The sequence below is a fragment of the Mesorhizobium sp. Cs1299R1N3 genome, from assembly GCF_037179625.1.
Classification (GTDB): Bacteria; Pseudomonadota; Alphaproteobacteria; order Rhizobiales; family Rhizobiaceae; genus Mesorhizobium; species Mesorhizobium salmacidum.
Window position 1 is genome coordinate 1 of record NZ_JAPYKQ010000007.1, and the last position, 18,322, is coordinate 18,322.

16 protein-coding genes, 2 pseudogenes and 1 riboswitch are annotated in these 18,322 nt (G+C 64.4%); of the genes and pseudogenes, 9 read left to right on the forward strand and 9 right to left on the reverse strand.

Annotated features, from left to right (window positions below):
• Nucleotides 1-630, forward strand: a pseudogene (locus O7B34_RS16830) (hypothetical protein); the annotation flags it as partial.
• Nucleotides 631-656: 26 nt separating this feature from the next.
• Here the strand turns inward: O7B34_RS16830 and O7B34_RS16835 are convergent.
• Genes O7B34_RS16835 through O7B34_RS16850 form a run of 4 tightly spaced genes read right to left on the reverse strand, consistent with a single transcriptional unit; the run spans nt 657 to nt 3,722 of the window.
• Entirely contained in the window at nt 657-956 is a 300-nt protein-coding gene (locus tag O7B34_RS16835; protein ID WP_337147124.1) for a CcdB family protein, read from the reverse strand.
• A complete protein-coding gene (locus tag O7B34_RS16840) occupies nt 956-1,198 on the reverse strand; it encodes a type II toxin-antitoxin system CcdA family antitoxin (protein ID WP_337147125.1) in 243 nt (80 codons plus the stop codon). Before O7B34_RS16840 ends, O7B34_RS16835 begins: the two co-directional genes overlap by 1 nt.
• A 57-nt stretch (nt 1,199-1,255) precedes the next feature.
• Nucleotides 1,256-3,076, reverse strand: a complete 1,821-nt coding sequence (locus tag O7B34_RS16845; RefSeq protein WP_337147126.1) for an ABC-F family ATP-binding cassette domain-containing protein — start codon at nt 3,074-3,076, stop codon at nt 1,256-1,258.
• A 1-nt stretch (nt 3,077) separates the two neighbouring features.
• Nucleotides 3,078-3,722, reverse strand: a complete 645-nt coding sequence (locus O7B34_RS16850) for a thiamine diphosphokinase (RefSeq protein WP_337147127.1) — start codon at nt 3,720-3,722, stop codon at nt 3,078-3,080.
• An 87-nt stretch (nt 3,723-3,809) separates the two neighbouring features.
• Nucleotides 3,810-3,924: riboswitch (TPP riboswitch) on the forward strand.
• A 43-nt stretch (nt 3,925-3,967) separates the two neighbouring features.
• Between O7B34_RS16850 and thiB the strand changes: the two genes are divergently transcribed.
• The 4 genes from thiB (at nt 3,968) to O7B34_RS16870 (ending at nt 9,128) form a co-directional block, all read left to right on the forward strand.
• On the forward strand, nt 3,968-4,966 hold the full coding sequence (gene thiB / locus O7B34_RS16855) for a thiamine ABC transporter substrate binding subunit (RefSeq protein WP_337105697.1): 999 nt from the start codon (nt 3,968-3,970) through the stop codon (nt 4,964-4,966).
• A gap of 23 nt (nt 4,967-4,989) precedes the next feature.
• Entirely contained in the window at nt 4,990-6,657 is a 1,668-nt protein-coding gene (gene thiP / locus O7B34_RS16860) for a thiamine/thiamine pyrophosphate ABC transporter permease (RefSeq protein ID WP_337147128.1), read from the forward strand.
• Nucleotides 6,650-7,426 (forward strand): thiamine ABC transporter ATP-binding protein, encoded by a 777-nt coding sequence (gene thiQ, locus O7B34_RS16865; protein WP_337147129.1) that lies wholly within the window; start codon nt 6,650-6,652, stop codon nt 7,424-7,426. The genes thiP and thiQ overlap by 8 nt, the downstream gene beginning before the upstream one ends.
• Nucleotides 7,427-7,658: 232 nt before the next feature.
• Entirely contained in the window at nt 7,659-9,128 is a 1,470-nt protein-coding gene (locus O7B34_RS16870) for a M48 family metalloprotease (protein ID WP_337147130.1), read from the forward strand.
• A gap of 16 nt (nt 9,129-9,144) precedes the next feature.
• On the opposite strand, the gene O7B34_RS16875 is transcribed toward O7B34_RS16870, so the two are convergent.
• A complete protein-coding gene (locus O7B34_RS16875) occupies nt 9,145-10,008 on the reverse strand; it encodes an RNA polymerase factor sigma-32 (protein ID WP_027141824.1) in 864 nt (287 codons plus the stop codon).
• Between the two features lie 318 nt (nt 10,009-10,326).
• Between O7B34_RS16875 and O7B34_RS16880 the strand changes: the two genes are divergently transcribed.
• The 4 genes and pseudogenes from O7B34_RS16880 to O7B34_RS16895 all read left to right on the forward strand — a co-directional run.
• Entirely contained in the window at nt 10,327-11,100 is a 774-nt protein-coding gene (locus tag O7B34_RS16880) for an amino acid ABC transporter substrate-binding protein (protein WP_337143016.1), read from the forward strand.
• Between the two features lie 137 nt (nt 11,101-11,237).
• Nucleotides 11,238-11,918, forward strand: a complete 681-nt coding sequence (locus O7B34_RS16885; RefSeq protein ID WP_027141826.1) for an amino acid ABC transporter permease — start codon at nt 11,238-11,240, stop codon at nt 11,916-11,918.
• The gene (locus O7B34_RS16890; RefSeq protein ID WP_337147131.1) at nt 11,915-12,685 is read left to right on the forward strand and encodes an amino acid ABC transporter ATP-binding protein; all 771 of its coding nucleotides are present in this window, start codon (nt 11,915-11,917) and stop codon (nt 12,683-12,685) included. The genes O7B34_RS16885 and O7B34_RS16890 overlap by 4 nt, the downstream gene beginning before the upstream one ends.
• A gap of 53 nt (nt 12,686-12,738) precedes the next feature.
• Nucleotides 12,739-12,825 (forward strand): annotated as a pseudogene (locus O7B34_RS16895) (IS3 family transposase); the annotation flags it as partial.
• 63 nt (nt 12,826-12,888) lie between these two features.
• On the opposite strand, the gene O7B34_RS16900 reads toward O7B34_RS16895, so the two are convergent.
• From O7B34_RS16900 to O7B34_RS16915, 4 genes are all read right to left on the reverse strand, one after another.
• Complete coding sequence (locus O7B34_RS16900; RefSeq protein ID WP_006327799.1) at nt 12,889-13,470, reverse strand: CarD family transcriptional regulator; 582 nt, start codon at nt 13,468-13,470, stop codon at nt 12,889-12,891.
• Between the two features lie 369 nt (nt 13,471-13,839).
• Nucleotides 13,840-14,178 (reverse strand): ferredoxin FdxA, encoded by a 339-nt coding sequence (gene fdxA, locus O7B34_RS16905; protein WP_013892564.1) that lies wholly within the window; start codon nt 14,176-14,178, stop codon nt 13,840-13,842.
• Nucleotides 14,179-14,415: 237 nt separating this feature from the next.
• On the reverse strand, nt 14,416-14,802 hold the full coding sequence (locus O7B34_RS16910; protein ID WP_337147132.1) for an RNA-binding S4 domain-containing protein: 387 nt from the start codon (nt 14,800-14,802) through the stop codon (nt 14,416-14,418).
• Nucleotides 14,803-14,812: 10 nt separating this feature from the next.
• Entirely contained in the window at nt 14,813-18,250 is a 3,438-nt protein-coding gene (locus tag O7B34_RS16915) for a helicase-related protein (RefSeq protein WP_337147134.1), read from the reverse strand.
• Between the last annotated feature and the right edge of the window lie 72 nt (nt 18,251-18,322).

Genomic DNA, 18,322 nt, shown 5'->3' on the forward strand with positions numbered 1-18,322 from the left:
GCCGCCACGCCGCCGCCCGCGCCGGCAGGCGCGACGCCGCCCGCACCGGCCGCGGCTGCTGCGCAGACCGCGGTTCCGGTTGGCCAGAAGGCGATCTTCTATGAGGAACGCACCAGCACCGCGCAGGGTTCGGCCGAGCCCGGCAGCATCGTCTGGTCGCTGGTGCAGGAATCGCCCGGCGGCGACCTGCCTCCCGAGCCGGCGATCCGTGCCGAGGCGACCATTCCGGGCAAGGACATCCAGTTGCGCATGACCATTCGCCGCAACACCGACCAGACCCTGCCGGCGAGCCACATCATCGAGATGATCTTCCTGACGCCCGACGGCTTCGAGGGCGGCGGCGTCGACAACATATTGCGCGTCGCCATGAAGAGCTCTGAACAGGATGCCGGCAGCCCGCTGATCGGCATCCCGGCCAAGATCGCCGACGGCTTCTTCCTCGTCGCGCTCAACGACACCAAGGCCGACGAAGACGCCAACATGACCCTGTTGCGCGGCCAGGACTGGATCGACGTGCCGGTGGTCTACAAGACCGGACGGCGGGCATTGCTGACCATGGAAAAGGGCCTTCCCGGCGAGAAGGTGTTCGACGAGGCGATCAAGGCCTGGCAGGCCAAGACGGCGGGTTGAGAAGGCGGCGCAACGGTCGCCTTCGTTCAGAAACCCTGGAACAGCATGTCGAGTGCGGCGACGATGTCGTCGTGATGCCGGGAAAGATTTCCTTCGACGTCCGGCAATTCGGAGGCCGTCAAGGCTGAGATGAACTGTGTGACCATCACATGGTCTTTGCCGTCGATGGCGAAGGTCGGGTTTAGTCGGCGGCCCGGCACCGGAGCCATATTGGGCGGCATCAACGGAATGACGACTCTCGTGGTCAACCTATCAAGAAGGTCGGCCTGAACATCGAGGAGATAACCGTTACCGTCGATATTCCGATAAAGATCGTAACGTGCCATCAAAACAGCCGGTATTTGGCCAATGGCAGTCCGTTGCGCTCCACGTAGGAGTTGGAACTTTCAATCGCTTCCTTGTTCTCTTCTTGCCAACGGCGCGTTTTTTCCGCTGCAATTGCCTTGGCAATACCTGCTTCGGCAGCGCGGGAGATGTTGATGCCCAGCGCTTTGGCATCTTCGATCAGCTGGGAGTCAATGGACGTGTTGACCGACTTTCGCTGAGATTTCTGCGTCGATTGCAGCATGGAAATTGCCTTCCTTTATGCGCATAATATACGCGCACCAAAGGCCGCATGCAATCTTCACCCTTCCATCTCTTCCCGCAGCATCTCAAGCTCCAGCCATTCTTCCTCGAGCGCCGCCAGCGTGGCGCGCTCCTTGTCGAGGGCGGCGATCGTCTTCTGGAACGAGGCCGGGTCGCGCTCGTAATAGGCCGGATCGGCGATGTTGTTTTCCAGCCGCGAGATCGATGCGGTCACCGCCTCGATTTTCTTGGGTAGGGACTCCAACGCGAACTTCTGCTTGAACGACAGTTTCTTCGCCGGCCCTTTCGGCGCTGCCGGCTCGCTCCTGCCCGGCGTGGGCACATCGCCGGCTTCGGCCTTGGCGCGTGTCTTGCGATCGTCGAGCCTTGTGCCGCCGCGTTGCGCCAGCATGTCGGAATAGCCGCCGGCATATTCGACCCAGCGGCCGCCGCCGTCCGGCGCGATGATGCTGGTGACGGTACGGTCGAGGAAATCGCGGTCGTGGCTGACCAAGATTACGGTGCCGGCAAAACCGGCAACCAGTTCCTGCAGCAGTTCCAGTGTCTCCATGTCGAGATCGTTGGTCGGCTCATCGAGCACCAGAAGGTTCGCCGGCCGTGCCAGCACGCGCGCCAGGATCAGCCGCGCCCGCTCGCCACCGGAAAGCTCACGCACAGGGGTGCGGGCCTGTTCCGGCTTGAACAGGAAATCCTTCATGTAGGAGACGACATGGCGCTGCTCGCCATTGATGACCAGGTTCTCGCCGCGCCCGTCGGTCAGATATTGCGCCAGCGTCTCCTGCGGGTCGACCGCCTCACGCTTCTGATCGAGCGTGGCGATCTCCAGATTGGTGCCGAGCCGCACCGAACCGGCATCCGGCGCCAATTCGCCGGTCAGCATCTTCAGAAGTGTCGTCTTGCCGGCACCGTTCGGCCCGACAAGACCGACGCGGTCGCCGCGCTGGATGCGGGTCGAGAACCCCTTGACGACGGTGAGATCATCAAAGCTCTTCTCGATGTTCTTGGCTTCGATCACCAGCTTGCCGGATTCGGCGGCGTCGCTTGCCACCATGGTCGCGGAGCCTTCGGCGCCGCGATGGCCGCGAAAGCGCTGGCGCATGGTCTGCAGTTCACCCAATCGGCGCATGTTGCGCTTGCGCCGCGCCGTCACGCCATAACGCAGCCAGTGCTCCTCGCGCACGATCTGGCGCCCCAGCTTGTGCTGCTCGCGCTCTTCCTCTTCCAGCACCACGTCGCGCCATTCCTCGAAATGGCCAAAGCCCTTGTCCAGCCTGCGGGTCTCGCCACGGTCGAGCCAGACGGTGGCGCGCGACACACGTTCGAGGAAGCGGCGGTCATGCGAGATGACGATGAGCGCCGAGGAGGTCCGGACGAGCTCCTCTTCCAGCCATTCGATGACAGACAAATCGAGATGGTTAGTCGGCTCATCAAGAAGCAGGATGTCGGGCTCCGGCGCCATGACACGGGCAAGCGCGGCGCGCCTGGCCTCGCCGCCGGACAGGTCGCCTGGCCGTTCCTCGCCCGACAGGCCGAGATGCTCCATCAGATAGCTGGCGCGGTAGGGATCGTCGGCCGGGCCAAGACCGCCCTCGACATAGGCGCGCACATTGGCGAAGCCGTCCATGTCTGGCATTTGCGGCAGATAGCGCACTGTCGCGGAAGGCTGGCGGAACACCTCGCCGTGCTGCGGTTCGATCAGGCCGGCGGCGATCTTGAGCAGCGTCGACTTGCCGGACCCGTTGCGGCCGACCAGCGCGATCTTGTCGCCGCCCGACGCGGTCAAGGCGGCGCCGTCGAGCAGCGGCGTGCCGCCAAAAGTCAGCTTTATCCCGTCGAGATTGAGAAGAGGCGGGGCCATGTCAGCTTTCGGGCAATGGATGGGGATGGGCGAGCAGCAGCGCTCGGCCATGGCGAAGCGCGATGTCGAGGCGGCCCTTGACCTCGTTGGAAATGGTCAACGACGAACCGAAAGCCACCTCGACCTTGTCGAGCGGCCATTTGGCGCCGGTGACGGTCAGGCCGGAGAGTTCGGAGAAGCCAAGGATCGAAAACAGCGTGCCGTCGGCATAATCGAAGCTGGCCCTGCCGAGCAGCAAGGGGACACCTTCCTGGGCACCGCTGGTCAGAAGCACATCCGTTCCGGCCTCGGCCAGCCGCAGGCCAAGCGCCAGGTGCAGGAAGGCGTGGTCGGCGCGCTTGCCGCCGAAGGCGCCCGCCAGCACAAGGCGCGTCGCCCCGCGTTCAAGGGCTGCCGCGATCGCCAGTTCGCCGTCGGTCTTGTCCTTTTCCGCCGGGAAGGTCTGCCTGGGCACGGCGGCGAGATCTTCCGGCAGATCGGCTGGTACGGAATCGAAATCACCGACCCACAGTTCCGGCACAAGGGCCAGCATCCGCGCATGGCCGATGCCGGCGTCGGCGGCGATGACGCGCGAGCCTTCGACCTGGCGGTCGAGCCGGGGCGTGCGGATGAGGTCGCCGCCAAGCAAGATGGTGAATGTGCTCATATCCCGTCGCCCTTACCAGCCCGGCACGGGAAACGGAAGGCGGCAAACTCCCACTTGCGTGTCCCATCGGCCGGGCTTATGTGTCGAAACGCTCTAACGGGGTGCCGGACGCGACTTTCGCGGGCCGGCTGAGAGGCAGTCTCGCCAACCCGCTGAACCTGATCCGGTTTGTACCGGCGGAGGGATTAGACGTTTCGGACAATCCGACGCCTCAATTCCTTTCAACGCAAACGAAGGAGGCGCCGATGCGCACGCTTTTATATTCCCTCATCGCGGCCACGGTAGTGACCCTGTCCGGGCCGGCTTTGGCCAAGGACAAGCTCACCGTCTACACCTATGAGAGCTTCACCGCCGACTGGGGTCCAGGCCCGGTGGTGAAGAAGGAATTCGAAGCCGAATGTGGCTGCGATGTCGAGTTCGTCTCGGTCGCCGATGGCGTGGCGCTGCTCAACCGCGTCAAGCTGGAAGGCGCTTCGACCAAGGCCGATATCGTGCTCGGCCTCGACACCAATCTCACCGCCGATGCCAAGGCGTCGGGCCTGTTCGCGCCGCACGGCGCGGTGAGCGATGTCAATGTGCCGGGCGGCTGGAGCGACGATACTTTCGTCCCCTTCGACTATGGCTATTTCGCTGTCGTCTACGATACCGAAAAACTGAAGACGCCGCCGAAAAGCCTGAAGGACCTGGTCGAGGGCAGTGCCAATGACAAGATCGTCATTCAGGATCCGCGCACGTCGACGCCCGGTCTCGGCCTGCTGTTGTGGGTGAAGTCGGTCTATGGCGACAAGGCGCCGGAAGCCTGGGCCAAGCTCAAGGCCAAGGTGCTGACCGTGACGCCGGGCTGGAGCGAGGCCTATGGCCTGTTCACCAAGGGCGAGGCGCCGATGGTGCTGTCCTACACCACCTCGCCGGCCTACCACATGGTCGCCGAGAACACCGAGCGCTACCAGGCGGCATCCTTCGAAGAGGGCGAGTACCTGCAGATCGAAGTCGCCGGCATCACCACGACAGGCGCCAAGAACCCGCTGGCGGCCAAGTTCATGGCTTTCATGACCGGGCCGAAATTCCAGGACGCCATCCCGGAGACCAACTGGATGTTCCCGGCCGGCAAGACCGACAAGCCGCTCAACCCTGCCTTCGACAAACTGGTCAAGCCGACCAAGACCTTGCTGTTCAGCCCCGAGGAAGTCGCGGCCAACCGCAAGGCCTGGGTGGACGAATGGCTGGCGGTGATGAGCAAGTAGGTTTCGTGGGCTAGTCTCGTGAGATGGCCGCCAAGGAACACAAGGTTTCCCAAGTCGATCGTTGGTTCTCAGTGCAAACCCGCTCTGACCCCCGCATCACAGCCGGCATTGTCGCGCTTGCGGCAACCACGCTGCTGATCGGCGGCGCTTTTGCCGGCCTGCTTCTCGAAGGCGCCCACGATTTTTCCGGCGCCTGGGCCGCCTTCGATCCTTACCTCTTCCGCGTCGTGCGCTTCACGCTCTGGCAGGCGGCCCTGTCGACGCTGCTCTCGGTCGGGCCTGCCCTGTTCGTGGCGCGGGCGCTGTCGCGGCATCCACGTTTCCCCGGCCGCGCCTTCATCCTGCAACTCTTCGCCGTGCCGCTGGCGCTGCCGGCGATCGTCGCGGCGCTCGGCATCCTGGCGCTCTACGGCCGAGCCGGCTATTTCGCCGGCCTGTCCAACTGGGTTGGCGGCCAGGGTTGGCCGGGCATCTACGGCCTCTCCGGCATTCTCGTTGCCCATGTCTTCTTCAACCTGCCATTGGCTACCCGCCTGTTCCTGGAGGCGCTGCAAACCATCCCCTCAGACCAGTGGCGGCTGGCGAGCCAGCTCGGCATGGGAGCGCGTCCGGCATTCCGGCTGATCGAATGGCCGACGCTGCGGGCCGCCTTGCCTGGTGTCGCCGGACTTGTCTTCATGCTCTGCATCACATCCTTCACCATCGTGCTGACGCTCGGCGGCGGACCGGCCGCGACGACGCTGGAGGTCGGCATCTATCAGGCATTGCGCTTCGATTTCGATCCCGCGCGGGCTGTCGCGCTGACATTGCTGCAGATCGCGCTGACCTTTGTCGTGGTGCTGGCGTTGACCCGGCTTGGCGCCAATGTCGTCGGCGACACCAACCTGCCGGTCGCGCCGCGCCGCTATCTCTCGGTCAACAGGACTGAGGCCGTGCTGAATGCCCTGCTCATCGGGCTGGCGCTGCTGTTCGTGGTGGGACCCATGGCGGCGACCGTGGCGGCCGGATTGGGCGCCGATCTCGGCCGGCTGGCCGGTGAGGCCACTGTCCGGCAAGCGACACTGACCAGTGCCGTGCTCGCATTCCTGTCGGCGTTGCTTTCGGTGATGCTGTCGCTGGCTCTCACAATGGCGCGGAGGGCGCTGGCATTGAACCGCCGCTCCGGCTCAAGGACACTGCTCGAACATGCCACCGATACCGGCGCCGGGTTTGTGCTGGTCGTGCCGCCGATCGTCATCGGCGCCGGCTGGTTCCTTCTGTTGCGCCATCTCGGCGATGTCTTTGCTGTCGCCCCGCTCATGGTCGTCACCGTCAACGCCGTCATGGCAATGCCTTTCGCGCTGCGCGCCGTCCGTCCCGCCTATGATGCGGCAAGCGAGCGTCACGAGCGGCTCTGCGCACAGCTCGGCATTTCCGGCTGGTCAAGACTGTGGCTGGTCGACTGGCCGTCGCTTCGGCGGCCGCTCGCCACCGCCTTTGCCTTCGCCATGGCGCTGTCGCTTGGCGATCTCGGCGTGATCGCCCTGTTCGGCAGTGATTCCGTGCAGACCTTGCCCTACCTTCTCCTGGCGCGCATGGGCAGCTACCGCACGCAGGACGCCGCCGGCCTGGCGTTGTTGCTGGGCCTTGTCTGTCTGGCGCTGGTGCTGGCAGCGGACCGGCTGGGAAAGGGGATGGCCCGCGATGTCTGACGGGGCGGCTGACGGCAAAGGGGTTGCGGTGCGGCTGGACAGGGTCTCGTTCAGTTATGGCGAGGCGTTGTTCGCCTTCGATGTCGGATTCACCGCGACGCGGATCACCGCCATCATGGGGCCGAGCGGTTCGGGAAAGTCGACGCTGCTCAATCTGGTGGCCGGGTTCGAGACGCCGCGATCCGGCCGCGTACTGGTCGGCGGGGCCGAAGTCGGTGGCGACCCGCCGGCCATGCGGCCGGTGTCGATGGTGTTCCAGGAAAACAATCTTTTCGCCCATCTCTCTGTCCAGCAAAATGTCGGGCTCGGCCGTTCGCCATCGTTGCGGTTGACCGAAGCCGACCACGCCGATATCGCGGGCGCACTTGCGCGCACCGGCCTTGCCGGCAAGGAGAAGCGGCTGCCGCGCGAGCTTTCGGGCGGCGAGCGTCAGCGCGTCGCCCTGGCCCGCGTGCTGGTGCGTGACCGCCCGGTGCTGCTGCTCGACGAACCCTTCGCCTCGCTTGGGCCCGCCTTGCGCGGCGACATGCTCGACCTGGTTGCCAGCCTCCATGCCGAGCGAGGCATGACGGTGCTGTTCGTCACGCACCAGCCGCAGGATGCCCGCCGCATCGCGCAGAAGGTGGTATTCCTGGACAATGGCACCATCGCTGCCTCGGGCACATCGGACGATTTCTTTGCAGGGGCTGGGCCGGAGGCGTTCCGGCGCTATATCGGTGCCGGTGCCGGGGATGCGTTATCACGAGATATTGCCCGGAAGCGGACATAATTTACGCTCAAACCGGCTTGAGGCGATGTGGCGCTTGCTTGCCATGACTGGAGTAGTGTGGCTAGGTCCGCTCGATACCGGTCCGGCACAGGCCGTGATTTGCCTACAGCATCTGCTGCCCGCCCCGAGGGGCGCGTGACGGACGCTGTAGCAGTTTGTTTTGCGCATGCCGTGGTCATGCGCAAGGACCTGAAAGGAAGCCATTCTGGCGATCAGCGCTGACAGGCTACGAATGAATCCGCTGGTGCGGTTCCTGGCGCTGGCTGGCTTTGCGGTGGCGCTGGCAAGCTGCCAGATGTTCACGCCTCCGGAGGTCCAGGAATCCGGCTTCCAGCCATCCGACAAGCCGATCACGGTGGACAATGTCGCCGCCAACAACAAGCTTGCCGAACTCGCCAAGGCGCAGCATCCGCGCATCCTTGCAACGTATGGCGGCGAATATTCCGATCCCAAGCTCGAGCGCATGGTCGCCAAGGTGGTCGGCAATTTGACCGTGGTATCGGCCAACCCGACCCAGACCTATCGCATCACCATCCTCAATTCGCCCAACGTCAACGCCTTCGCGCTGCCGGGCGGCTACCTCTACATCACGCGCGGCCTCTTGGCGCTGGCCAATGATTCGTCCGAGCTCGCCGCCGTCATCGCGCATGAAATGGGCCACGTCACCGCCAATCACGGCCTGCAGCGCCAGCAGCTGGAGGCCGAGGAAGGCCTGGCGACCAAGGTCGTTTCCGATGTGCTCGGCGACAGCCCGACCGCCAAGGCAGCACTGATCCGCGGCAAGCTCAGGCTGGCGCAGTTCTCGCGCAATCAGGAACTGGAGGCGGACGCCATCGGCATCAAGTCGATCGGCGAAGCCGGCTACGATCCCTATGCCGCCGGCCGCTTCCTGCAGTCGATGTCGGCCTACACCGATTTCCGTTCGATCAGCGGTGCCACGGACGCCAGCCTCGACTTCCTGGCCACCCACCCCAACACGCCGCAACGCATCGATCTGGCACAGCGCCACGCCCGCCAGTTCGGCGCGCCCGGTTTCGGCACGCGCGACCGCGATTCCTTCCTCGCCGGCATAGACGGCCTGCTTTATGGCGATACGCCGGAAGAAGGCTATGTGCGCGGCGAAACCTTCCTGCATCCGGGCCTCGGCGTGTCGTTCACCGTGCCGGACGGTTTCATCATCGACAATTCAGCGGCAGCGGTTACGGCGACCGGGTCGGGCGACATAGCGATCCGCTTCGACGGTGTTTCGATCGACAAGAACCGCGCCCTGACCGATTATATCAGAAGCGGCTGGGTGGCCGGCCTTGACGACAGCACCGTCAAGCAGGAAACCATCAACGGCAATGAGGCGGCGACCGCGCACGCAGGCGCCGAAGGCTGGCAGTTCGATATCGCGGTGATCCGTGCCGGCGGCCAGGTCTACCGGTTGCTGACCGCGGCTCCCTCGGCCAGCACCTCACTGGAGACGGTGGCTCGCTCGGTCAGCGGCTCCTTCCGCATTCTCAGCCCCGCCGAAAAGGCGGCACTGAAGCCACTGCATATTCGTGTGCTCACCGTACAGCCGGGACAGACCATGGGTTCGCTCGCCGCGCAGATGGTGGGAGTCGACCGCAAGCTCGACCTGTTCCGCGTGCTCAACGCGCTGTCGCCGGGGGCCGCGGTTTCGGCCGGCGACAAGGTCAAGATCGTCACCGACAAGTAAGCGCATGTCGCGGGAATCAGGCGGCAGTCGCCATGAATTCCGGGTTCTGCTTCACCAGCGCGACCTTGAGCTTTTCCATGGCGCGGGCCTCGATCTGGCGGACGCGTTCCTTGGAGATGCCGAGCGTTTCGCCGAGAGCCTCGAGCGTGGCGCCCTCGTCGGTAAGCCGGCGTTCCTCGATGATGCGGAGTTCGCGGGCGTTGAGAGCTTGAAGCGCCTCCCTCAGCCAGAGCGAGCGGCGCGCGACGTCGATCTTGTCGCCGACAATCTCGTCGGGCAAGGGATCGTCCGAGACCAGGAAATCCATCCGCTCGGTCGCCCCCGCATCGTCGGCAAGCGGCACGTTGAGCGAGGAGTCGGGCGCCGACAGGCGTGAATCCATCAACTCCACATCAGCTTCGGAAACGCCGAGCGCAACCGACACCTCGCGGTAGAGAGTCGTGTTGGAGAGCGGTTCGGCGCCGTTCGCGAGACGGGCACGCAAGCGCCTGAGATTGAAGAACAGGGCCTTTTGCGCCGAACTGGTGCCGCCGCGCACGATCGACCAGTTGCGCAGGATGTAGTCCTGCATCGAAGCGCGAATCCACCACGTCGCGTAGGTCGAAAACCGCACCTCGCGCTCCGGCTCGAAGCGGGCGGCAGCCTCGAGCAGGCCGACATGGCCTTCCTGGATCAGGTCGCCGAGCGGCAAGCCGTAATGGCGGAATTTCGAGGCCATGGAAATGACCAGCCGCATATGGGCAACGGTGATGCTGTGCAATGCGTTCTGGTCGTTGTCCTCTTTCCAAAGCAGTGCCAGCCGATGCTCCTCGTCGCGCTCGAGGTAAGGCGCCCTCATTGCCGCGCGGACCATGACCCGACCTGCCGTGTCTTCCATCATAAGGCGCTCCTTGGCTCAGGCGTGCGAATGACAAACTGGCAGGAACCGGCTTGAAATGACGGCGTCGTGCCCTAGAACAGCCAAAACTGCCGTGCGCGGGAAAGGTTCCGCTGGCGCAGGCAGGCGAGCGATGACGTCCGGGCAATTTCGGCACGGCTGCCCGGAATCCCGATGCTGCAACGCAATTCCTTTTGGAGTATTTGATTTCTGGAATTAGCCCTCTTTGAAATTTTGTTCCTTATTTTTCCGGGCTGCATCTGTCATTTTCCAACTCTCACAACATGCCTGATATCAGGCCAAGGACGGGATCACAGAAAAATGAAATGGCTGAAGTCGCTCATCATCGCCGGAACGCTGCAGGTCCTGGCGGTCGCATCGGGGCATGCCGGCGCCAATCTCGACCAGATCAAGCAGGCCGGCGTCATCAAGGTCGGTACGGAAGGCACTTACGCTCCGTTCACCTATCATGATGCATCCGGAGCGCTCGTCGGATTCGACGTCGAAATCGCCAAGGCGATCGCCGACAAGCTCGGCGTCAAGGCGCAGTTCCTCGAGGGCAAGTGGGACGGCCTGATCGCCGGCCTCGACGTCAACCGCTATGATGCCGTCATCAACGAAGTCGGCATCACCGATGCCCGCAAGGCCAAGTATGATTTCTCCGATCCCTACATCGCCTCCAAGGCGGTGCTGATCGTGCGCGGCGACAATACCGACATCAAGACTTTCGCCGATCTCAAGGGCAAGAAGTCGGCGCAGTCGCTAACCTCCAATTTCGGCAAACTGGCCGAGTCGAATGGCGCCGAACTGGTCGGCACGGACGGCTTCGACCAGTCGATCCAGCTGCTTTTGACCGGCCGTGCCGACGCCACCATCAATGACAGCCTGTCGTTCCTCGACTTCAAGAAGCACAAGCCCGACGCCAATGTGAAGATCGCCGCCCAGGAAGAGAATGCCGATTACTCCGGCGTCATCGTGCGCAAGGGCGATCCGGAGCTGGTCGCGGCCATCAACAAGGCCCTGGCCGACATCAAGGCCGACGGCACCTACCAGAAGATCGCCGACACCTATTTCGGCCAGGACGTCTCGAAGTAATTCATAAGGCGGGGCGGGTTGTCGCCCCGCAGCCCATCCAGCGGCGAGCCGTCTTTGACGGCTCGCCGCTTTTGTCGTGATATGGCTGACGCATTCGCGCTTCGATGACGCTGCCCGTCCCTTCCGGAGGATATTTCGTGCCGCACTGGCTGCAACTGATGCTGGATTCGCTGCCCTCGCTGCTGTGGGCAGCGTTGATCTTCACCGTGCCGCTGACGCTGCTGTCCTTCGTGCTCGGCCTGACGGTGGGATTGGGCGCGGCGCTCGGCCGGCTGTTCGGGCCGAAGCCGCTGGTGGCGCTCGTGCGCTTCTATGTCTGGATCTTCCGCGGCACGCCGCTCCTGGTGCAGCTGTTCCTGATCTTCTACGGCCTGCCGTCGGTCGGCATCCTGCTCGACGCCTTTACCGCGGCGCTGATCGGCTTCACACTCAATATCGGCGCCTACACGTCGGAAATCATCCGCGCGGCGATCGGCTCGGTGCCGAAAGGCCAGTGGGAGGCCGCCTATTCGATCGGCATGACCTGGAGCCAGGCGATGCGGCGCACCATCCTGCCGCAAGCCGGCCGGGTGGCGGTGCCGCCGCTCTCCAACACCTTCATCTCGCTGGTCAAGGACACGTCGCTGGCCGCCGCCATCACCGTGCCGGAGATGTTCCAGGCGGCGCAGCGCATTGTCGCCACCACCTATGAGCCGCTCATCCTCTATGTCGAGGCGGCGATCCTCTATCTGGCGATGAGTTCGGTGCTCTCGGCCTTGCAGACTCGGCTGGAGGAGCGGCTCAACCGCTATGGCGGCTTCCTGGAGGCACGCTCATGATCGGCCTCACCAACATCGAAAAGCGTTTCGGCGACAATCTCGTGCTGAAGGGGGTGACGGTTGCCATCGCCGAAGGCAGCGTCACCGCGCTGGTCGGGCCTTCGGGCGGGGGAAAAAGCACGCTGCTGCGCTGCATCAACCTGCTGGAGATCCCAACATCGGGCACGGTGCGGATCGGCGACGAGACGCTCGAGTTCCGTCCCGGCGGGAAGGTACCGGCGGCGGACATAAGGCGTCTGCGCCTGCAGACCGGCATGGTGTTCCAGAATTTCCAGCTGTTTCCGCATCGCACCGCCATCGAAAATGTCATGGAGGGGCTGGTCACGGTGCTGAAATGGCCGGAGGCGCGCGCCCGCGAGCGGGCGCTCGCGCTGCTGGAAAAGGTCGGCATGGCGCACAAGGCGGATGCCTGGCCGGCGACGCTGTCGGGTGGCCAGCAGCAGCGCGTGGCGATCGCCCGGGCGCTGGCGCCGTCGCCGAAGGTGCTGCTGTGCGACGAACCGACTTCGGCGCTCGACCCGGAGCTGGCGCAGGAGGTGGTCGATGTGCTGAGTCAGCTCGCCAGCGAGGGAACGACCATGGTGATAGCGACGCATGATTTGCGCCTCGCTTCCAAGATCGCCCAGGAAGCGGTGTTCCTCGACGCCGGCGTCATCGTCGAGCAGGGGCCATCCGCCACGCTGTTCGGCAATCCGGAGCGCGAAAGGACCAAGCGGTTCATCGCCACGCTGAAGCAGGAGGCGGCGGAGAAGAAGGCCGGCGCATAGGCGCGGCAATCTCCGGCAATCCCAAAGAAAACCCGTCCTCGTGAACTGACCCCTACAACCACCGCCGCATCAAACTGAAACTGAAAGGGCTGGCCCCTGTGCAATACAGGACCCAGCCCTTAAATCTACCAGATCAATGAACCGTCCAACTTTACGGGGTCAGTTCACGAGGCCGGGTTTTCGTTAACTCGACGGCGAAAAGCTCAGGCAGCTTCTTCCTGCTCGGCTTCCTCATTGTCGGCCTTGGCGCCACGCTTGGGGCCTTTGTTGAGGTTAACCTCGATCAGGCGCACGGCTTCGGTTTCCGACATGCGGTTTACGGCCGCGATCTCGCGAGCCATGCGGTCGAGCGCCGCCTCGTAGAGCTGGCGTTCGGAATAGGACTGCTCCGGCTGGTTGTCGGCACGGTAGAGGTCGCGCACGACTTCCGAGATCGAGATCAGGTCGCCTGAATTGATCTTGGCATCATATTCCTGAGCACGGCGCGACCACATGGTGCGCTTGACGCGGGCGCGACCCTGCACGACTTTCAGCGCGCGCTCGACATAATCCTCTTCCGACAGCTTGCGCATGCCGATCGAGGTCGCCTTGGCGACCGGCACCTTCAGGCGCATCTTGTCCTTCTGGAAGTCGATGACGAACAGTTCCAGCTTGTGGCCGGCCACTTCCTGCTCGTCGATCGAGACGATCTGCCCGACGCCATGCGCCGGATAGACGATGTACTCGCCGGTCTTGAAACCGTGACGCGCGGCAGTGGACTTCTTCTGCGGGGTGATCGTTGCCATTACGCCCTGAACTCCTTGTTGTGGGCCGGCGGCGGTGCCGGCTGAACTCGCGTGATCGGGGTCACCGACCATTAGCCGCACAACAGATGAACCCACCGGAAAGGCCGGGACCGGCAAACCGCACGAACTGCGGCCGCCTGGCCCAGATCGCTCTGGTCCGGAATGGGATTTTCACCTTTCAGTGATTTGGGGCGTCTGCGCCATAAATCGACGTTGTGTCACCGGCATGTTTCGTTGATGTAACACAAAAAGTCGGAAGAATCAAGGTTTTGCTGCGTAAGCGAAGGCCACAACCAATCGCCGCCTGTCAAGGCGGTTAATCCGACGTGCCTGTTACGCTGCGTCATACAAGCCTTTACAGCGGCGTTGTCAATCGCCTTCGCCCGGCTCGGCGGAGAAGTATTTCTCGAACTTGCCGGCCTCTCCGTCGAAGGTCTTGGCGTCGGCCGGCGGCTCCTTCTTGGCGGTGATGTTGGGCCATTTCTCGGCGTATTCGGTGTTGATCTGCAGCCATTTGTCGAGGCCGGACTCGGTGTCGGGCTTGATCGCGTCGGCCGGGCATTCCGGCTCGCAGACGCCGCAGTCGATGCACTCGTCGGGATGGATGACGAGCATGTTCTCGCCCTCGTAGAAACAGTCGACCGGACAGACCTCGATGCAGTCCATATATTTGCATTTGATGCAGTTGTCGGTCACGACATAGGTCATCGGTCGGCTCCGGGATGTCCCGTTTTTGTTGGCTTTTTTTGTGAGGTAACGCCTTTATCGGCCGCTTGCAAGGGTGGCCATTCCCAGTGGCGCCAGGGTTTGGGAATGGAATTCCAGGCGGCCGGTGCCGCGGGGGCCCGACATGCCCCACCGGCCGTCGCGTTTGCCGGTCCCGGTTCTGCTTTTTGTTTGTCTTTGCCCTCGGGAAACACACCCCCGCGTCTGGTCGGCAAGGGCTCAATCTTCGTCGAGCAATCGGTCGGTCTGGCGGCGCTCTTTTTTGGTCGGGCGGCCGCTGCCTGCCTCGCGCAGCGCCGGGATAGCATCGGGAAGGGCGTCGGCCTTGGGTGTGGGCGGCGGCGACATGTCTTCATAAAGAGTGCGGGCTTCCTCGGCCGGGCCCCGCCGAACACCAGCGCCGAGCACCTTCCAGACGAAGATACGCCGGTCGAGCGTGATGGTCAGCACATCGCCCGGCTTGACCAGATCGGAAGCCTGCGCTGCTTTGTCGCGATTGATGCGCACGCGGCCGGCTACAACCAATTTGGCCGCCAGCGAGCGCGATTTCACCGCGCGCGAGAAGAACAGCCATTTGTCGATGCGCTGGCGGCCTTCAGCAACCATCGAAGCGAGCCTACTTCTTTAATTGGTCGCGTAAGGCTGCGAGCTTGGCGAAGGGGGAATCCGGGTCGAAGCGCACCGGGCGCTCCTCGCGCGGCTTGGGCTGGAAGGCGGGCTTTCCGCCCCCCTTGCCGCGATCGGGCCCGTTGCCTTCCGGCCTGCCACCCTTCCAGTCGGGGCGGCCTTCGCGGCGCTCGGGACGCTCGCCTTGCGGGCGGCCATCGCGACGCTCAGCGCCTTCGCCTTGCGGCTTGGGCTTGAACTTCGAGCGGTCGAAGCGTGGCTTGCCGGCGCCGTCGCGGCGTCCTTCATGGGCGGGACGGTCCGCGGGCGCGCCTGTTGCCGGTGCGCCGGCGGCATCGGCCGTCGCATTGCCTCGGCCGCGCGCCTGTCCGTTCTGCGGGCGGTTGTTGCGGCCTTCGCGATGGCGCGGACGCTGGTCAAAGCGACCTTGGCGCCACAACAGGATCGGCTTTGGCGCTTCGGCTTCCGGCACGTGTTCGCCGGCAGCTTCCGCAACTGCCACTGGTTCGGTGGCTTCCGTCGGCGCGGAGGCCTCGACGGTCGGCTCCGCCGCTGCGGCGTTCTCTTCTGTGGGCGCGGCTTCAATCTCGGCAGTTTCAGGTTCGGCCTGCGGTTCAACCGGCGCCGGCTCGACCGGTTCAACGGCGGCTTCGGCTACTTGCGCCTCTTCACCGGCAACTTCAGCCGTGGCTTCCGCCTGTGCTTGCGCGACAGGCTCTGCTGCCGTTTCCGCGATGACCTCGGCCGGAGTTTCGATGGCGGCCTCGGCGGCTGCCGTTGCCGAACCCTCGGCCGCTGCCTCCACGGCCGCATCTACAGCGCCGGCTTCCGTTACTGCGGCTTCCACTGCCGCCTCTTCCGCCGCCTTGGCTTGTTCCGCGCGGGCTGCCTCGTCGGCTGCCTGCTTGGCTGCGGCGGCTTCCCGCGCGGCAGTGTCCTGCGCTTCCAGCCGGGCCTTGACTTCAGCAGCCGGTTTCGGCTCGGCGCGATAGCCTAGGCCCTTGAGGATCTCTTCCATGTCGTCGGCGGTGGCGCCGAGGATCGACATCATCGGCGGCGTCACCATGAAGGACTGGCCGTCATAGGCGCCGTCCGGTCGTTGGCCGAGGCCGGGCTTCCAGTTGGTCGCCGGGCGGATCAGGTCGGCCAGCCGCTCGAGAATATCGATGCGTACGGCGCGGCGGCCGAGATTGCGGTAGCCGGCAAGCTTGTAGAACGCCTTGTCGAAGGCCGGATCGATGACCACCGAGGTGCGGCCCGACGCCAGCGCATGGACGACGTCGCCGAAGCCAGGCTTGTCCTTGCCGTCGTTCTTCAGCGCCCACAGCAAGGTCACCAGTCCGGCGGGTGCCGGCTTGATCATAGCCGGCACGAAGACGTGGTAGGCACCGAAGCGCACGCCGAGCCGGCGAAGTGCCGCGCGACCTTCCTGGTCGAGCGACTTCATCTCCTCGGCGATGTCGCGGCGATTGATGAGGCCGAAATTCTCGACCAGCTGGAAGGCGATGCCGCGGCCGATGCCGGAAATCTGCTCGGCATTCTTCAAGTCGACCAGTGGCTTCAGCAGGGATTCGATCTGGAAATTGACGAAGCGTTCGGCGCGCGCGGCGACCCTGTCGCGCGCCGGGCCGGTCAGCTGTTCGTCGGCCAAAAGCACCAGGCGCGGCTTCAGCGCGTCCTCGCCCGAAACCAGCGTGCCGATCGGCGCGCCGATCCAGCGCAGCGTGCCGTCCGAACCGAGCGCGAGATCGCCATTGGCGCAGGCGCCGAAGCGCTCCGCGCGTGCCTCGAATTCGGCGGCCAGCGCCTTTTGCGCGGCCGTGCGCACGGCCTTGGCGTCCTCGCCGCCGGCGGTCTGGTCGGCGGTGAAACGGAACCCTTGCAACTCGCCGACATGATGGCCTTCGACAAGGACGGTTCCGGTAGGGCTGATTTCGGCTTCAGGCATGGTATTTTCTCTAAGGCGCCGCATGAGGACGGAAGTCCTGCGGTCTACGAAGCGTTTCGTCAACCGCTCATGCAGCGCATCCGACAATCTGTCTTCGATTTCGCGCGTCTTTTCCCGCCAGTGTGCCTGATCGGCCAGCCAGCCGGGCCGGTTCGACACGAATGTCCAGGTGCGGATCTGGGCGATGCGGTGCGACAGCGTATCGATGTCGCCCTCGGTGGTGTCGGCGCGGCGCACCTGCTCGGCCATGTAATTCTCGTCGACATGGCCATGGCGGGCGAGGTCCATGTAGATCGAGGCGATGAGATCGGCATGCTGGGCCGGCGCAATCTTGCGATAGTCGGGCAGCGCGCAGGCTTCCCACAGCAGCGCCACGCGTTTTGCATCGGTTGCGAGCGCGCGGATGTCTTCGTCGCGGGAGAGATGTTCGAGCGCTTGTGCATCGACGGCCGGCAGCGCGCGTGTCAGGCCCTCGACCGGGGCGTTGGTTTCGATCGATCGCTTCAGCGCATCAAGGCTGACGAAATCGAATTGCGCGGTGCGCCATTGCAGCACCTTCACCGGGTCGAAGTCATGGCCCTCGATCTTCTGGACCAAATCCTCTTCGAGCGGATCGACCTGGCCGGTGACGCCAAACGTGCCGTCGCGCAGATGCCGGCCGGCGCGGCCGGCGATCTGGCCGAGTTCGGCCGCCGTCAGATTGCGGTACTGGTAGCCGTCGAACTTGCGGTTCTGGGCAAAGGCGACATGGTCGAGATCGAGGTTGAGGCCCATGCCGATCGCGTCGGTGGCAATGAGGTAGTCGACATCACCCGACTGGAACAGCGCCACCTGGGCATTGCGGGTGCGGGGTGACAGCGCCCCGAGCACGACGGCCGCACCGCCCTGCTGGCGGCGGATCAACTCGGCGATAGCGTAGACCTCGTCGGCGGAGAAGGCGACGATCGCGGTACGCCGTGGCAGGCGGGTCAATTTCTTGGAGCCGGCATAGGCCAGATGCGACAGCCGCGGCCGCGTCACCACCGAGACGCCCTTCAGCAGCCGCTGGAGGATGCCGTGCATCGTGGCCGCGCCGAGCAGCAGCGTTTCCTGGCGGCCGCGCAGATGCAGGATACGGTCGGTGAAGATATGGCCGCGCTCGAGGTCGCCGGCCAGTTGCACCTCGTCGATGGCGACGAAGGCGGCATCGGTCTCGCGCGGCATGGCTTCGACGGTGCAGACCGAATATTTGGCGCCTTGCGGCTGGATCTTCTCCTCGCCGGTGATCAACGCCACCTTGTGGGCTCCGACCTTCTCGCAGACGCGCGTGTAGACCTCGCGGGCCAGCAGCCTCAGGGGCAAGCCGATGACGCCGGTTTCGTGCGCCACCATGCGCTCGATGGCGAGATGGGTCTTGCCGGTGTTGGTGGGGCCAAGCACCGCGGTCACGTCGCGGCCCGACAGGATCAGCGGCTCGGTGTGTTTCTGCTGGATGTTCATCGGCTCGGAAATAAGGCTTTCTGGCCTCTCGTGGTCGGGAGCGTGCCTGGACGGCGCGTATGACAGCCGACA

Coding starts and splice junctions, on each gene's coding strand:
- O7B34_RS16835 (WP_337147124.1), bottom strand. CDS start 956: ATGGCACGTTACGATCTTTATCGGAATATCGACGGTAACGGTTATCTC.
- O7B34_RS16840 (WP_337147125.1), bottom strand. CDS start 1,198: ATGCTGCAATCGACGCAGAAATCTCAGCGAAAGTCGGTCAACACGTCC.
- O7B34_RS16845 (WP_337147126.1), bottom strand. CDS start 3,076: ATGGCCCCGCCTCTTCTCAATCTCGACGGGATAAAGCTGACTTTTGGC.
- O7B34_RS16850 (WP_337147127.1), bottom strand. CDS start 3,722: ATGAGCACATTCACCATCTTGCTTGGCGGCGACCTCATCCGCACGCCC.
- thiB (WP_337105697.1), top strand. CDS start 3,968: ATGCGCACGCTTTTATATTCCCTCATCGCGGCCACGGTAGTGACCCTG.
- thiP (WP_337147128.1), top strand. CDS start 4,990: ATGGCCGCCAAGGAACACAAGGTTTCCCAAGTCGATCGTTGGTTCTCA.
- thiQ (WP_337147129.1), top strand. CDS start 6,650: ATGTCTGACGGGGCGGCTGACGGCAAAGGGGTTGCGGTGCGGCTGGAC.
- O7B34_RS16870 (WP_337147130.1), top strand. CDS start 7,659: ATGAATCCGCTGGTGCGGTTCCTGGCGCTGGCTGGCTTTGCGGTGGCG.
- O7B34_RS16875 (WP_027141824.1), bottom strand. CDS start 10,008: ATGATGGAAGACACGGCAGGTCGGGTCATGGTCCGCGCGGCAATGAGG.
- O7B34_RS16880 (WP_337143016.1), top strand. CDS start 10,327: ATGAAATGGCTGAAGTCGCTCATCATCGCCGGAACGCTGCAGGTCCTG.
- O7B34_RS16890 (WP_337147131.1), top strand. CDS start 11,915: ATGATCGGCCTCACCAACATCGAAAAGCGTTTCGGCGACAATCTCGTG.
- O7B34_RS16900 (WP_006327799.1), bottom strand. CDS start 13,470: ATGGCAACGATCACCCCGCAGAAGAAGTCCACTGCCGCGCGTCACGGT.
- fdxA (WP_013892564.1), bottom strand. CDS start 14,178: ATGACCTATGTCGTGACCGACAACTGCATCAAATGCAAATATATGGAC.
- O7B34_RS16910 (WP_337147132.1), bottom strand. CDS start 14,802: ATGGTTGCTGAAGGCCGCCAGCGCATCGACAAATGGCTGTTCTTCTCG.
- O7B34_RS16915 (WP_337147134.1), bottom strand. CDS start 18,250: ATGAACATCCAGCAGAAACACACCGAGCCGCTGATCCTGTCGGGCCGC.